General features: G+C 72.1%; 12 protein-coding genes. 5 read left to right on the top strand and 7 right to left on the bottom strand.

Annotation, left to right across the window (positions count from 1 at the left end):
* Positions 1–254 precede the first annotated feature (254 nt).
* Positions 255–887, bottom strand: coding sequence for a chemotaxis protein CheB (locus tag Asi03nite_RS07155; RefSeq protein ID WP_203677617.1), 633 nt, complete (start codon positions 885–887; stop codon positions 255–257).
* Positions 888–1,064: 177 nt separating this feature from the next.
* On the opposite strand from Asi03nite_RS07155, the gene Asi03nite_RS07150 reads away from it, so the two are divergent.
* Positions 1,065–2,252: a glycosyltransferase family 39 protein gene (locus tag Asi03nite_RS07150; protein ID WP_203677616.1), complete on the top strand. Its 1,188-nt coding sequence runs from the start codon at positions 1,065–1,067 to the stop codon at positions 2,250–2,252.
* 72 nt (positions 2,253–2,324) lie between these two features.
* Here Asi03nite_RS07150 and Asi03nite_RS07145 read toward each other — a convergent pair whose 3' ends face one another.
* The 4 genes from Asi03nite_RS07145 to Asi03nite_RS07130 all read right to left on the bottom strand — a co-directional run bounded on the left by Asi03nite_RS07145 (position 2,325) and on the right by Asi03nite_RS07130 (position 4,180).
* Positions 2,325–2,900 carry a hypothetical protein gene (locus tag Asi03nite_RS07145; protein WP_203677615.1) on the bottom strand — a complete coding sequence of 192 codons (576 nt, stop codon included), beginning with the start codon at positions 2,898–2,900 and terminating at the stop codon, positions 2,325–2,327.
* Positions 2,901–3,214: 314 nt separating this feature from the next.
* The gene (locus tag Asi03nite_RS07140) at positions 3,215–3,361 is read right to left on the bottom strand and encodes a hypothetical protein (protein WP_203677614.1); all 147 of its coding nucleotides are present in this window, start codon (positions 3,359–3,361) and stop codon (positions 3,215–3,217) included.
* A 53-nt stretch (positions 3,362–3,414) separates the two neighbouring features.
* Positions 3,415–3,633 (bottom strand): hypothetical protein, encoded by a 219-nt coding sequence (locus Asi03nite_RS07135; RefSeq protein ID WP_203677613.1) that lies wholly within the window; start codon positions 3,631–3,633, stop codon positions 3,415–3,417.
* A gap of 10 nt (positions 3,634–3,643) precedes the next feature.
* Positions 3,644–4,180, bottom strand: a complete 537-nt coding sequence (locus Asi03nite_RS07130; RefSeq protein WP_203677612.1) for a DUF6232 family protein — start codon at positions 4,178–4,180, stop codon at positions 3,644–3,646.
* A 35-nt stretch (positions 4,181–4,215) separates the two neighbouring features.
* Between Asi03nite_RS07130 and Asi03nite_RS07125 the strand changes: the two genes are divergently transcribed.
* The 3 genes from Asi03nite_RS07125 to Asi03nite_RS07115 all read left to right on the top strand — a co-directional run bounded on the left by Asi03nite_RS07125 (position 4,216) and on the right by Asi03nite_RS07115 (position 6,936).
* Entirely contained in the window at positions 4,216–4,908 is a 693-nt protein-coding gene (locus Asi03nite_RS07125; RefSeq protein ID WP_203677611.1) for a CHAT domain-containing protein, read from the top strand.
* A gap of 210 nt (positions 4,909–5,118) precedes the next feature.
* Entirely contained in the window at positions 5,119–6,327 is a 1,209-nt protein-coding gene (locus Asi03nite_RS07120) for a globin domain-containing protein (protein WP_203677610.1), read from the top strand.
* Between the two features lie 81 nt (positions 6,328–6,408).
* Entirely contained in the window at positions 6,409–6,936 is a 528-nt protein-coding gene (locus Asi03nite_RS07115) for a substrate-binding domain-containing protein (protein ID WP_203677609.1), read from the top strand.
* A 92-nt stretch (positions 6,937–7,028) separates the two neighbouring features.
* On the opposite strand, the gene Asi03nite_RS07110 is transcribed toward Asi03nite_RS07115, so the two are convergent.
* A complete protein-coding gene (locus tag Asi03nite_RS07110) occupies positions 7,029–8,243 on the bottom strand; it encodes an alpha/beta hydrolase fold domain-containing protein (RefSeq protein ID WP_203677608.1) in 1,215 nt (404 codons plus the stop codon).
* A gap of 153 nt (positions 8,244–8,396) precedes the next feature.
* On the opposite strand from Asi03nite_RS07110, the gene Asi03nite_RS07105 reads away from it, so the two are divergent.
* Positions 8,397–10,712: a glycoside hydrolase family 9 protein gene (locus tag Asi03nite_RS07105; protein ID WP_203677607.1), complete on the top strand. Its 2,316-nt coding sequence runs from the start codon at positions 8,397–8,399 to the stop codon at positions 10,710–10,712.
* 30 nt (positions 10,713–10,742) lie between these two features.
* On the opposite strand, the gene Asi03nite_RS07100 is transcribed toward Asi03nite_RS07105, so the two are convergent.
* Complete coding sequence (locus Asi03nite_RS07100; protein ID WP_203677606.1) at positions 10,743–14,180, bottom strand: PAS domain S-box protein; 3,438 nt, start codon at positions 14,178–14,180, stop codon at positions 10,743–10,745.
* Positions 14,181–14,341 lie beyond the last annotated feature (161 nt).

The following is a 14,341-nucleotide window of genomic DNA, read 5'->3' as shown; positions in this document are numbered from 1 at the left end:
AAACCTGATTTGTTGGTACGGCCCCATCGCCGCGGCCCAGCTCAGCGGCCCACGAACCGCTTCACCGATGGCGTAAAGTTCCGCAATCCCCATCATCAGCCGCACGACGGGCGTACGGTTCCGGCGCCTGGGGACGCCCCGCCACGCCGCCGTCACCGGACGGTCGAGGTCGCCTCGGGGGATGCCTGGTGGTGCCGTGGTGGGCGTGCGCGGCATCGCAACCACCGCATCTGACGGTCGGCACCCGCCGCGCCCTAGGTTCCGGCCACATGGATGAGGATGTCGGTCTCCTTGACCAGTGCCGGATCGGGCGCGGTCGGCGCGGTTCCCGGTGTTTTGAGCAGTTCCGGCAGGGCGGCCGCCAGTGCGGCGGCCGTGCCCACCTGGTGCGGGTGCATACGCGTCGCGGTGGCCGGCAGATCGGGGTAGGCGGCGTCCGCGGGGTCCTGGACGGCGAGCACGCCACCGTGCATGCCGAGCGCCGCCAGCCCTGCGACGCCGTCGTCGAACACTCCGGACAGCAGGATGCCGACCGTGCGCGGACCGCCCCAGCGCGCGGCGCTGAGCAGCAGCGGGTCCACCGCCGGGCGGAGCCGGTTGTAGTGCGGCGCGGAGCTGAGCCGGACGCGGTCGTCGGGGCCCAGCAGCAGATGCCGATCCGGCCCGGCGACATGGATCTGTCCCGGTCGCAGTACGTCGCCGTCGACCGCCACCACGGCCGGCAACGGCCCGGCACTGTCGAACATCGCGAAGTCACGTGCCCGTGCCGGGGTGACGACGATCAGCAGCGCGGCGGACAGGTCCGCGGGCAACTTCCCGAGCAGGGTGGCAGCCGCCTGCAGGGCGCCCAGCGAGCCGCCGATCACCACTACGTCGCGGTCCGTCATGAATCGCCCGCCCTTCACTGCGGCGCGGAACGACCGGTACCGGCGGCGCTTTCCCGGCAAAGCGGAGAACAAACGTGGGCATCGAGGGGCGTCAGGGAGTGTTCCGCACATCCGGCAGTGGCGACCGTCGATCAAATCGTTACGTTGGGAGCGCTCCCGTTGTAGAACAGTGTCCCCATGAGATCGCTTCGTCCCGTGGCCACCGCGGTCGGGCTGTACCTGCTGCTGCGCTCGTTCAGCCTCGAGGTCATGGCCATGCTGGAGGCCCAGGCGCACGTCCGCGCCCCGGGACGGCCGGTCTACCCGGACGGCTCGATCAACAATCAGTGGCGCAGCTTCACCTCGGTCCTGGATGCGCTGGTCTCCTGGGACGGACGGTGGTACGCGAAGATCGCCGGCAGCGGTCTGGGCGGCCCGGTCGGCGCGATCGACGCCGACGGTGTGCCCTACCAGTTGCGGCTGGCGTTCTTCCCGCTCTACCCGTGGCTGGCCCGCCCGCTCACCTTCCTGCCCTTCGTCTCACCCGTCGCGGCGTGCCTGGTCGTCTCGTTCGTCGCGGCCGTCGCCGCCGCCTGGGGGATCTACCTCGTCGGCCGGCACGTGCGGGATCACCGCACCGGCCTGATCCTGGTCGCGCTGTGGGCGGTGGCGCCCGCCGCGATGACGCAGAACGGCGCGTACACCGAATCGCTGTTCACCGCTCTGGCCGCGTGGGCGCTGTACGCCGTACTCGAGCAGCGTTGGATTCTCGCCGGACTGCTGGCCGGCGTCAGCGGCCTGAGCCGGCCCACCGCCGTCGCCCTGATCGGCACCGTCGGCCTCGCCGCGCTGATCGCCGCCATCTCCCGCAAGGGCGGCTGGCGGCCCTACGCCGCGATGCTGCTGGCCCCGGCCGGCCTGCTGGCGTACTTCGCCTTCGCCGCCGCCCGCCTGGGCGGCTTCTCCCGGTACACCGAACTGCACCAGAACACGTTCGGGGCACGCTGGGACAGCGGCCGCAACACCTGGGGAATGGTCTCGGACATCCTGTTCGGCGTCGACGACGACAACGCCGCCCAGCCGATCCGGGTCCTGTCCGTGCTGATCCTGGCCGGGTTCATCGTGCTGCTCGGGCTCCTGGCGTTCCACGCGCCCTGGCAGCTGACAGTCTTCGCGGCCGCGATGCTGATCCTGTCGGCCGGCACGAGCACACACATCTCGATGATCGGGCGGCATCTGCTGCCGGCGTTCCCGGTCCTGCTCGTCCCGGCCGTCGTGCTGGCCCGCGCCCGGGACCGGGACCTGATGATCGTGCTGGGCGCGCTCGCGCTCCTCTCCGGCTGGTACGCGGGCTGGCTCCCGTTCATCTCCGGGCAGGCGATCTGACGCAGCCGGATGGCCGGCCCGGAGATGAACGCAGCGGCTGGTCCCCGGGAGCGCCCTCCCGGGGACCGGCGCTCAGATGCTCTTCACGTCCCGGGTGGGCAGGCCGAACCGCTCGGCGACCGGGTTCCAGTCGGCCAGGAAGCCGGTCTTGCGGGACCGTGCCTCGGCGTTGGCCCTCTCGACCGCGGGAAAGCCGGCCCCACCGGTGGACGGGCAGCCGTCCGCGGACCGCACCCAGCGCAGGTACGCCTGGTCCGCGGTGTACGAGGCGCGCAGGAAGCCGATCAGGCCGGACTTGAGATCGTCGCCGCCGGGCAGCGCGGCCAGGTCGGTGTCGCCGGCCTTGGCGATGAGGTCCGTGCGGGCCTGGGACGCCGCCCTCATCCCCCTGGACGCCGCCGAGGTGTCGCAGGCCAGCGCCTGGTCGATGGCCTCCAGCAGGTATCTGCGACCGGCGATGCTCTCGGTGAGCAACGCGTCCATCCGCCGCGCGGCGGCCGCGTCGGCCTGCTCGGACTCGTCCCGCCGGTCCGGTCCGCCGCCCTGCGCCGACCCGGCTCCGACGCTCCGGGCGGCGCCGGGATCCGGACCGTCCTGCTCCCGATTGGTGACCACCAGCACGACCGCCACCAGGATGCCGACGATCACGACGGCGGTCGTGAGGAGGAGCCGCAGCCGGTGCGACGGCGGCCGGCTGGAGACGTGATAGGTCCGCGCAGCGGACGCCCCGGGGCCGGCCGCCGGGGCGGTCCACGACGGCGGGGCCTGCGCAGCGGATGACGGCGGGGCCGGCGACGCGGGCGCGGATGACGGCGGCGCCCAGGAAGCCCCGGCCGGCGGCCAGGCGGGCGCCGACAGCGGCCCGGACGGCTCCGCACGCCGGCGGCTCCCTCCGCAGGCCGCGCAGGGCTTCCGCGGATCGCCGTTGACGGTCAGGCAGTCGTCGCACCGCCAGCCGGACGTCACGCCGGCTCCCGGTCGCTGAGCAGTTCGCCCCGCGACAACGACCCGGGCGGCCACCACGAGCCCGGCGACCAGGCCGCGAGGCGAACCTCGTCACGCTGGGCGGCGCTGCCGGCCGGCGGCGTCTCGGTGGCTTGCAGGAACATCGATCTCACCCCTTCGGCGGTACGCGTGTGGGTACTGACGGACCGCGCGGGCGTCAGTGTCGGCGGGCGCCGCGGACCTCCCGGATCAGCACCCGGACCACTCGGAACGGCGCGCGCAGCAGCCAGATCAGGACATCGCAGTAGGCGCGCCAGAGGTGCTCGCCGAGGTACGGCACGAATCGCCGGACCAGCAGCATGAACACGGTCGGGCCGAGCAGGACGAGGACGACGCTGGTGAGCAGGTTGCCGGCGGCTCCGGCGACGGTGTCCATGGTTCTCCTCTCAGTAGTGGTGCTCGGTCTTGCCGCCGTCGAGGATGCGGTCCCCCTTGTCCCCGAACACGACGTCGCCGGTGGCGTCGATGTGTTCGATGTGCACCGCGTAACTCACCTCCGGGTCGTCGATCGCGGCGACCACCTGGTCCATCAGGGTGTGGATCTGCTCCCGGTCCCAGCTGGCCACGACCTCGTGCAGGCCACCGGCGCTGGCGATGCTCAGCACGTGCAGAGTGGACATGGTGAGCCGGTCGATCAGCCGGATCGTGACGGCGATCAGGGCGCCCAGGACGGCCAGCTCGTAGACGGTGACGGCGGCGGTGGGCACCGTGTTGCCGGCGCACGCCAGCACCATCAGCCCGAGCAGCCCGAGCGCGGCCCAGGAGCCCGCCTGCCGGCCGTACCTGACCACGATGCGCCCACGCCGCGGGACGATCTCCAGCGGCTCCACCCGGGTGACGTGCTTGAGCGGGTAGACCTTCGCGCCCACCCACATCGTCCGGCGGCTGATCCGCACCTCGACGCCGACATGCTTGATTGCCATGGATGCCCCTGACGGACGGTCCGTCAGAGACCGTCATGGGCGACATCGTTTTCGGGCGCAAGGGCGACACGGTCTACGGCGGCAAGACGGTGAACTACGGCTCCGCGCCGCCGCCCGCCGCCCGGCCGGTCCCGGCACGCGGCACCATCCTGCTGCTCAGCGCGAACGCCGACGATCAGCGGCAACTGGCCCTGGACCAGGAACGCCGGGCGATCGACCAGGAGGTCGCCCACTCCCGCGCGGCCGGCCGGCTGGACGTCCGCACCGCCGACGCCCTGCGGCTCGACGACCTGCAGCGCGTGCTGCTGCGCCACCGCCCGGTCCTGGCCCACTTCAGCGGCCACGGGCACCCGCGGGACGGCATCCAGGTCGTCGGCCGGGACGGCTGGCCGCGCTCGGTGCCGCCGCGCGCCCTGCGCGACCTGTTCGCCATTCTCGGCGAGGGCCTGCGCTGCGTCGTGCTCAACGCCTGCCACACCGACGAGCAGGCGGAGGCGATCGCGGCGCACGTCCCGTGCGTGGTGGGCATGCGGCGGCAGGTGTTCGACGACACCGCGATCCTGTTCGCTACCGGCTTCTACCGTGGCCTCGCCGACGGGCGCAGCTTCCGTACCTCGTTCGAGCTGGCCCGCAACGGCCTGGACCTGCACGACGCGCCGGACCCGGACGTGCCCCGGCTGATCGCCCGGGCGGGCGCGGCCGACCGGCCGCTCGTGGATCTGCGGTGACCGGCGGGCGGCCCAGACCATCGGCTGTCCCGGACGCAGCAGCACCGCGACGCGGGACTCCGGCGCCGCGGGTCGTGGGCGGGCCTCGGCACGCCGCCCGGCCGCCGGCCATGTCACAGTTGCCGCCGTGGCAGGTTTGACCCGCGACGACGCGGTCACCCACAGCAGGGACAGCGGTATTCGCGAGAACGCGACAACGGGGGTCACGCAGTGCTTTCCGACAAGTCCCGGCCCGTCGTCGAGGCCACCCTGCCCGTCGTGGGGCAACACATCGAAGAGATCGCCAACCGCTTCTACGCGCACATGTTCGCCGCCCACCCGGAGTTCCAGGACGGGCTGTTCAACCGCGGCAACCAGGCGGAGGGGTCCCAGCCCAAAGCCCTCGCCGGATCGGTCGCCGTGTTCGCCTCCACCCTGCTGGCTCAGCCAGGGCGGGTGCCGGACCGGCTGCTGACCCGGATCGCGCACAAGCACGCCTCGCTCGGCCTGAAACCCGAGCTGTATCCGATCGTGCGCGACCACCTGATGTGGGCCATCGGTGACGTCCTCGGCGATGCGGTCACCCCCGAGGTGGCAGCGGCGTGGGACGAGGTGTACTGGCTGATGGCGTACGCGCTCATCCACCAGGAGCGTGGCCTGTACAGCGCGCGCGGGGTGACGGCGGACCGGGTGTGGCGGCAGTGGCGGGTCGCCGGGAAGATCCCGGAGACCCCGGACGTGGTCGGTTTCGTCATGCGGCGCATCGACGACCGGCCGGTCAAGACGTCGCTGCCCGGCCAGTACGTCAGCGTGAACCTGCTGATGCCCGACGGCGTGCACCAGCCACGGCAGTACAGCCTGACCCGGGCCGACGACGGCGAGCACCGTTTCTTCGCGGTCAAACGGGTGCGTGGCGGCGGGAAACCCGACGGCGAGGTGTCGAACCTGCTGCACGACAAGGTCGGGGTCGGCGATGAACTGACCATCAGCGTGCCGTACGGCGACGTCGTGCTCGACGACTCCGGTCGGCCGGTGGTCTTCGTCAGCGCCGGCATCGGGATCACGCCGATGGCCGGGATGCTGTCGCACCTGGTCGCGGCTGGCTCCTCACTGCGGGTCACGATGCTGCACGCCGACGCCGACGAGCAGTCGTTCCCGCTGCGCCGCCAGATCGCCGACGACCTGGCCCGGATGCCCGGCTCGGAGCTGCACCTCTGGTACGAGAACGGTGAGCGGTCACAACTGCCGGCCACGTCCGTCTCCAGCGGGATGCTGGACGTGTCGCAGATCGGCCTGCCCGACCGCGCCGTGTACTACCTGTGCGGGCCGTTGCCGTTCCTGCAGGCGGTCCGCAGCCGACTCATCGACCGGGGCGTGGCCGCCCGTGACATCCAGTACGAGGTGTTCGGGCCCGACCTGTGGCAGGCCGACACCGACTGATCCGATCGCGGGAAAGGCGCCTGCCGGAGATCGGCATCCGGCGGGCGCTCATCGACGCCGCGACACCTGTATTTTTCGTCCATGACGGACGGACGGGTCAAGCTGGCCGACGTGGCTCGGGTGGCCGGGGTGTCGCGGGCGGCCGCGTCCCGGGCGATCAACGGTGGTTACGGGGTCTGGGACGACGTGCGGCGGCGGGTGCGCGAGGTGGCGGACCGGCTCGGGTTCGAGCCGCACGGTGTGGCGCGGGCGCTGGCCACCGGCCGGGCCAGTGTCGGCTCCCGGGAGCGCATCGAGATCCTCGTCATCGACCCGGATCCGCAGGCGCTGAGCGCCAAGCCCGGACTCGACGCGATGTTCGCCGCCTGCGACGTCTCGGCGACGGGCGTGCTGCAGGCGTTGCGCGAGGCGGGCCGGCGCGTGCCGGACGACGTGGCAGTGGTCGGCTTCGACGGCAGCGCGCTGGCCGAGGCCGCCGATTTGTCCTCGGTCTACATGCCGGTCGAGCAGGAGGCGGCCTCGGCGATCCGGCGGCTGCTCGATCCCACGCTGCCGCCGCCCGCCCGGCTGCCCACCGCCCTGACGGTCCGCGGCTCTTCCCGGTGCTGACCGGCCGCCGCCGCACCGGCGCCCGGTGGGTGGCCGTCGCACGACTGGGCTGAACGCCGGGCCTCCGTCGCGCGTGGCGGAGGCCTGGTCCGTCAGCGGTGGGACCTGAGCCACCCCCGGATGTCGGTGACGACCTGCTGGTCGGGGTCGCCGAACTGCGGGGTGAACTTCGGGGTGATGTTCATGGTGTGCGCCATGCCCGGGTAGATGATGATCCGGTGGTCCCGGTTGCCGGCCGCGGCGACGGCGGCATCGGCGGTGAGCGCGACGCGGGCCGGGGTCTGCAGATCGTTCTCGCCGTTGAGCAGCAGCGTCGGGCCGGCGAACTTCGGCAGGGCCTGGGTCACCGTCGGGAAGCGGGCGATGTCGGCGACGTAGTCCCGCAGCGTCTCCAGGCCCGGCACGTCGGGCCAGGCGTCGATGCCGGTGGCCGTACGCAGCACCGGGCCGGCCTCGGCGTCGATCGCGATCCGCCCGTCGCCGTCGGTGTCGGTGCCGGGCCGGACATGGTCACCGTCGAGCAGGACGGCGCGGAACTGGTCGGCCGCCTCCTTCGGCACTCCGATCAGGCCGTCGATCGCCTCGGCAGCGGTCAGCCGGCCGTCGGCGTCCACGTCGAACTCGTCGTGCATCTGGAGCAGCAACCGGCCGTACAGCTGAAGGGTCAGCAGTTGTCTGATGTCCTGGCCGACGACGCCCATGGCGATCACGCCGGCGGGAACGGGGATGCCGTACGCCTTCGGGTCGGCGGCCAGGTTGGCGGCCACGTTCGTACCCTCGCTGTGTCCCAGCAGGAAGATCCTGGACGGATCCACCCGGCGGGACGCGGCGGCGAAGCGGATCGCCGCGGCGGCGTCCTGCTGGATCCGGGCGTACGGGTGCTCCGGGTCGAGCTGCGCCGGATCGGTGCTCTCCACCGGCCCGACGCCGGTCACGCCCCGCTTGTTGAACCGCAGGGCCGCGTACCCCTCCCGGCCGGCGGCCTGCGCGAGCGGCACGAACGTGGCGCCCTTGCCCTCGGGCAGGGTCTGGTTCATGTCGTTGTGCCCGCTGCCGTGCAGCATGACGACCACCGGCAGCCGCCCCTGGGCCTTGCTCGGGTAGGTCAGCTCCCCCTCGGTGACCCAGCCCTCGCCGAAGTCGATCCTGACCCGTTCCCGGGTGATGCCGGCCCAGCCGGTCGCCGCCGTCCGGGCGACGTCGTGCCCGCCCCCGGTCTCCGCGTGGGCGACACCCGCGCCCGCGGCCAGTACGGCGACGGCGGTCAGGGCCACCGTCCGGCTCCGGTACCTCTTCGTCGTTGTCATGCGGAAAACGCTATGGCCGGCGGACACCGACATCGATCCCGGTAACCACCCGAAACGGGTACAGCAGGCTGTACCCGGCTTCCCGGCGCTTCACAAAACCGAAACGAAACTGTTCAATGTCTGGGAGCGCTCCCACTCCTGAAGGACACCACCATGCGCCGTCTCCTGTCAGCCGTCCTGACCCTGGCCCTCGCCGTCGCCGGGCTCCCCCTGCTGGACAGCCCGGCCACCGCCGCGGGCGCCTTCGACTACGGCGAGGCCCTGCAGAAGTCCATGTTCTTCTACCAGGCGCAGATCGCCGGCCGGAAGCCGTCGTGGAGCCAGGTGTCGTGGCGCGGCGACGCCGCGGTCAACGACGGCGCCGACGTCGGGCGCGACCTCAGCGGCGGCTGGTTCGACGCCGGCGACCACGTGAAGTTCGGCTTCCCGATGGCCTTCACCACCACCATGCTCGCCTGGGGCGCCGTCGAGTACCGCGACGCGTACGCGTCCTCCGGCCAGCTGACCGCGTTGCTCAACAATCTGCGGGTGCCCAACGACTACTTCGTCAAGGCGCACCCGTCGGCCAACCTGCTCTACGGGCAGATCGGCAAGGGCGACGACGACCACAAGTGGTGGGGCCCGGCCGAGGTGATGCCGATGGCCCGGCCGTCGTACCGGATCGACGCCACCTGCGGTGGCTCGGACCTGGCCGGGGAGACCGCGGCGGCGATGGCGGCCAGTTCCATCGTGTTCCGGCCGACCGATCCGGCGTACGCCGACAAGCTGCTCACCCACGCGCGGCAGCTCTACACGTTCGCGGACACCGTGCGCAAGGCGTACAGCGACTGCATCACCGACGCGGCCGCGTACTACAAGTCTTGGAGCGGCTACCAGGACGAGCTGGTCTGGGGGGCGATCTGGCTGTACCGGGCGACCGGCGAGACCACGTACCTGAGCAAGGCGGAGAGTGAGTACGACGCGCTCGGCACCGAACCGCAGAGCTCGACCCACTCCTACAAATGGACCATCGCGTGGGACAACAAGCAGTTCGGGGCGTACGTGCTGCTGGCCGGTCTGACCGGCAAGCAGAAGTACATCGACGACGCGAACCGCTGGCTGGACTGGTGGACCGTCGGCGTCAACGGTGAAAAGGTGCGCTACTCCCCGGGCGGCGAAGCGGTGCTGGACAGCTGGGGGTCACTGCGTTACGCGGCGAACACCGCGTTCGTGGCGCTGGTCTACAGCGACCGGACCGCCGACGCCACCCGCAAGACCCGCTACCACGACTTCGCGGTCCGGCAGATCGACTACGCGCTCGGCGACAACCCGCGGCACTCGAGCTACGTCGTCGGGTTCGGCGCCGGCGCGCCGCGGAACCCCCACCACCGTACGGCGCACGGCTCCTGGTGGGACAACATGACAGTGCCCACCGAGACCCGGCACGTGCTGTACGGGGCGCTGGTGGGCGGCCCGTCCGCACCGGACGACGCCTACACCGACCAGCGCAGCGACTACGTGCGCAACGAGGTCGCCACCGACTACAACGCCGGCTTCACCTCGGCGGTGGCCCGGCTCTACCAGGAGTACGGCGGCAGCCCGCAGACCGGCTTCCCGCAAGCCGAGAAGCCGGACCTGGACGAGATCACGGTGGAATCGACGGTGATGCAGGACGAGCCTCGCGGCACCGCGCTCAAAGTCATGATCTACAACAAGTCGGCGTACCCGGCCAGGGCGCTGACCGGCGCGTCCTACCGGTACTACTTCCGCCGCGAGGGCACCGCGGCGATCCAGGTGACCCCCGGCTACACCCAGGGCTGTCCGGCCCCGGCGGCGGCCCGGCAGGCCTCCGGCGACCTCTGGTACGTCGAGGTCGACTGCACCGGGTACACGATCGCGCCGGCCGGCCAGTCGGCACACCGGATGGAGGTCCAGTTCAAGGTGGGCGTGGCCGAGGGCGGCGCCTGGAACCCGGCGAACGACCCGTCGTACCTGGCCGGGACCACGATCAACCGCAACATCCCGCTGTACGAGGCGGGCACGCTGATCTGGGGCCGGGAGCCCGACAGCACGTCGCCGTCGCCGTCGCCCTCGACCTCCCCGTCGACCTCGCCGTCCCCGTCCACCTCGCCCTCCACGTCGCCGTCCCCGTCGACCAGCCCGGCCCCGGGAGCCGGCTGCCGGGTGACCTACACGACCAGCGACTGGGGCAGCGGATTCACCGGGACGGTCACCGTCGCCAACACCGGCACCGCGCCGTGGACCTCGTGGAACCTGGGCTTCACGTTCCCCGGCAACCAGAAGGTCGGGCAGGGCTGGTCGGCGACCTGGACGCAGACCGGCGCGCAGGTCACCGCGGCCAGCCTGTCCTACAACGGCGCCGTGCCGGCCGGCGGCTCCACGAGCGCGGGCTTCAACGGCACCTACAGCGGCGCCAACCCGCCGCCGACTGCCTTCACCGTCAACGGCATGGCCTGCGCCAAGGGATGACCGGCACCGGCGGCCGGGTGCCGGCGCCGGTCAGCCCTCGACGGGCTCCAGTTCGAGGACGAACACCGATCCGCCCGCGGGGTTCGGTTCGTGGTGGATGTCCGCGTGGTTCGCGTGGGCGAGGCCACGGACGATGTAGAGCCCGAGGCCGGTGCCTCGCACGCTGCCGGCGTCGCGCTCGGCGCGGGCCAGTCGTTCGAACAGCTGTGGCCGGAACTCGTCCGGAACGCCGCGACCGTTGTCCTCGACCCGCACCCGGATGCCCCGGCGATCCGCGTCGTCACCGGTGACGATGCGGATCGCGGTGGCTCCGCCGCCGTACTTGCCGGCGTTGGACAGCAGGTTGACCAGGATCTGCTGCAGGTGCCCCCGGTTGAACAGCACGTCTTCCTCGGGGCCCAGCACGGGCACGTCGCCGGCCTCGGCGGCGGCCAGCGCCCGGACGATCTCGGAGCGCAGGGACAGCCGTTCGCGCTTGACGGTGATGGCGCCGGCGTCGATCGTGACCATGGCCAGCACTTCGCGGACGATGTCGTCGAGGCGGCCGGCTTGCCGGGCGATGGCGTCGACGGCCCGGGTACGCACCGCGTCGGTCAGGGCCGGCCAGTCCTCGGTGAGCAGTTCGGCGTAGCCGCGGATCGAGGTCAGCGGGTTGCCGATCTCGTGGCCGAGCATCCCGATGATATCCAGTTTGAGCTGGTTGGCCGCTTCCAGCTGGGTGTTGCGTTCGGTCAGCGCGGCCGCCGCGATGTCGCGGGCCTGTTCGGCGGCCCGCCGGGCGGAGATGTCCACGACGACGCCGACGAAGTGCCTGGGCCTGCCGTCGGTGTCGCGGACCAGCGACATGGTCGCCGCGACGTCGACCCAGTGGCCGTCCACGTGGCGCAGCCGGCCCTCGTGGGTGTAGGCGTCGACGTCGCCGACGACCAGAGCGGCGAGCTTCGACGTGCTCTGGTCGTGGTCCTCGGAGTGCAGCAGGTCGTCCATCCGCCGGCCGACCAGCTGCTCGGGCCGGTAGCCGAGCATCGCGGCATAGGCCGGGTTGACCTCGATCAGCCGTCCGTCGAGGCCGCGGATGATCTGACCGGCGGCCGAGTGCGCGAAGTGCGCGCGCAGGCGTTGCTCGCTGTCGGCGAGCGCCTGTTCGGCGGCGCGGGTGGCGGTGACATCGGTGTTGATCTCCAGCACCTGGGCGTCCGTGCCGGCGGCCTGCTCGCCGTTGCGGTGCAGGACCTGCTGGCTGAGCACCGTGACGGTGCGCCCGTCAGCGGCCAGATGCCGCATGTGGCCTTCCCAGCGGCCGTGCTCCAGGAGCGCGGCGCGCTGGCTGTCGGCGGTGGCGCCGGCCGGGAAGAGGGTCGCGAGCAGTTTGTGGGTGACCTTGCCGGCCGCGACGGCTGTCGGCCAGCCGTAGAGGCGGCTGGCCCCGGTGTTCCACCAGTCGACGGTGCCGTCGAGGTCGCGGACGATGACCGCGGCGGGGATCAGGTCGAGCAGCCGGGCCTGCCGGCGCAGCTGTGCGGTCGCGGCCCGCTGGGCGGTGATGTCCTCCACCTGGTTGACCACGTACTGGCCGTTGCCGTGCTCGTCGCGGACCACCGCCACGCGCACGAACACCCAGACGGTGTGGCCGTCCTTGTGCCGGTAGCGCCGCTCGACCGCGACGGTGTCCATCTCCCCGGCGAGCAGCCGGCGCATCCGGTCCAGGGAGTCGGCGGCGTCGTCGGGGTGTTGCAGATCGGTGACGGTCATCGTGGTCAGCTCGTCGACGCGGTAGCCGGTGATGGTGGCCATGGCCGGGTTGGCCTGCAGGTAACGGCCGAAGTCGTCCTCGTGCAGGCTGGAGATGATCAAGCCGAGCGGGGAGTTCTCGAACGCCAGCCGGAACCTCAGCTGGCTGATCTGCAGGTCCGCGACGGCGCGGGTCCGGTCGGCGAGCAGCGTCGCGTTGCGGGCCGCGTCGTCGGCGTGCCGCAACGCCGAGCTGAGACTGCCGGCGAGCAGGGTCAGTTGCTGCTCGTCGGCGTCGTCGAAGGCGTGCGGCGCCGCGGAGGAGATCTTCAGGACGCCGATGACGGTGTTCTCCGCTCGCAGGGGCGCGATCAGCATGGACCGGATGCCGAGACGGGCGCAGGCGGCGCGGTCGACGCGGGTGTCGGTCAGCGCGTCACCGCAGCACGCCGGCCGGCCGGTGTCGACGACCAGGCCGCTCAGCGACCCGTCGACCGGCACGCAGGCGCTCACTGCGGTGCTCAGGGCGCCGGCCGCGGCCTCGTACCTGAGCAGGTCGCCGTCGAGCAGTTCCACCACGGCGCCGTCGGCGGCGGTGAACAGATCCACGGCACGCGCCGCGACGACGCGCAGCGCGGCGTTGCGGTCCGAGGCCGCGGCCGTGACGTCGTTCTGCACCGCGACCGTCGCACGCAGGCGCTGGACCTGCCGGTCGGTAGCCGCGCGCTCGGTGGTGACGTCGAGCAGCTGCACCACTGCCGACAACGGGCCCTGCTCGTCGCTGATCAGCGAGGCACGGGCGGCCACCGTCACCTGGTCGCCCGAGACCGTCCGCAGGGACGACTCGATGGCCAGCCGGGTCGCGTCGCCGGCCGCGAGGGCCCGCAGACCGTGGACGATGTCGTCGGAGCCGGCCGAGGCGAACCTCGCGACAGGCATGCCGACCGCCTGGTCCGGCGACACGCCCAGCAGCCGGCAGAAAGCCGGGTTGGCCACGGTGACACGCCCGAAGCCGGGCTCGCGGAGGCCGACCACGATCTTGGCGACCGGGCTGGTCTCGAAGACCTCGGAGAACCGGCGTTCGCTGTCCTCGACCCGCCGCAGGGCGGCGAGGGTCGCGGTGCGTTCCTGCTCCAGGGCGGCCACCGCGCTGGTCGCCTGCCGCAACAGCTGCTCATGACGGGCCGCGGCGTCGACATGCCGGAGAGCGCTCGACAGCGCGTCGGCAAGCAGCACCAGTTGCTGTTCGTCGGCCTCGCCGAAGACGCCCGGCCGGTCACCGAAGACGGCCAGGACGCCGGAGATCCGGTCCGGGCCCGTGAGCGGCACGATGATCACCGATCGCATGCCGCATCGGCGGTGCAGGACCCCGTTCGAGCGGGGATCCGTCTTCGTGTCGTCCGACCGCACGACACCGCCCGTGCGGATCGCCACCGCGCTCAACGAGCCGGGCAGCACGACGTCGATCGCGACGCACCCGCCGGCCGGACCGGCCCACGCCACGGGGTGCAGGCGTTGCCCGTCGGCGTCGAGCATCTGCACGACGGACGCGGTACCGGCCGGCAGCACCCGCAGCACCCGGTCGGTCATCAACTTGGTGATCGCGTCGCGGTCCCCGGCGCACCCCATCAGTTCCCGCTGCACCGCGATGGTGGCGCGCAGCCGCCCGGCCTCATCCGTCGACACCGTGGCGCCGCTCTGCTGATCGACCACACTTGCCTCCACGAGCATCCTCATCGGCGGATCCGGGAGGTGAATGAGTCACCGGGGCCGCGGCGACCCCGGACGTGCCGGGTCGGAGCGGCTGTCGTGCCTCCCACCACCACGCCGGCGCGGGTCCACCGCTCACCGGCCGACGTGTCGGCTGAAGCCGGGCCAGCGCCGGCGCCGGCAGGCGT

It is taken from the genome of Actinoplanes siamensis, assembly GCF_016862395.1.
Lineage (GTDB): Bacteria > Actinomycetota > Actinomycetes > Mycobacteriales > Micromonosporaceae > Actinoplanes > Actinoplanes siamensis.
This window is presented reverse-complemented; position numbering and strand designations above follow the sequence as displayed.

Bases quoted from the DNA above. Each gene is read 5' to 3' on its own strand.
- Asi03nite_RS07155 (WP_203677617.1), bottom strand. From the start codon at position 887: ATGACGGACCGCGACGTAGTGGTGATCGGCGGCTCGCTGGGCGCCCTG.
- Asi03nite_RS07150 (WP_203677616.1), top strand. From the start codon at position 1,065: ATGAGATCGCTTCGTCCCGTGGCCACCGCGGTCGGGCTGTACCTGCTG.
- Asi03nite_RS07140 (WP_203677614.1), bottom strand. From the start codon at position 3,361: ATGTTCCTGCAAGCCACCGAGACGCCGCCGGCCGGCAGCGCCGCCCAG.
- Asi03nite_RS07135 (WP_203677613.1), bottom strand. From the start codon at position 3,633: ATGGACACCGTCGCCGGAGCCGCCGGCAACCTGCTCACCAGCGTCGTC.
- Asi03nite_RS07130 (WP_203677612.1), bottom strand. From the start codon at position 4,180: ATGGCAATCAAGCATGTCGGCGTCGAGGTGCGGATCAGCCGCCGGACG.
- Asi03nite_RS07125 (WP_203677611.1), top strand. From the start codon at position 4,216: ATGGGCGACATCGTTTTCGGGCGCAAGGGCGACACGGTCTACGGCGGC.
- Asi03nite_RS07115 (WP_203677609.1), top strand. From the start codon at position 6,409: ATGACGGACGGACGGGTCAAGCTGGCCGACGTGGCTCGGGTGGCCGGG.
- Asi03nite_RS07110 (WP_203677608.1), bottom strand. From the start codon at position 8,243: ATGACAACGACGAAGAGGTACCGGAGCCGGACGGTGGCCCTGACCGCC.
- Asi03nite_RS07105 (WP_203677607.1), top strand. From the start codon at position 8,397: ATGCGCCGTCTCCTGTCAGCCGTCCTGACCCTGGCCCTCGCCGTCGCC.
- Asi03nite_RS07100 (WP_203677606.1), bottom strand. From the start codon at position 14,180: ATGAGGATGCTCGTGGAGGCAAGTGTGGTCGATCAGCAGAGCGGCGCC.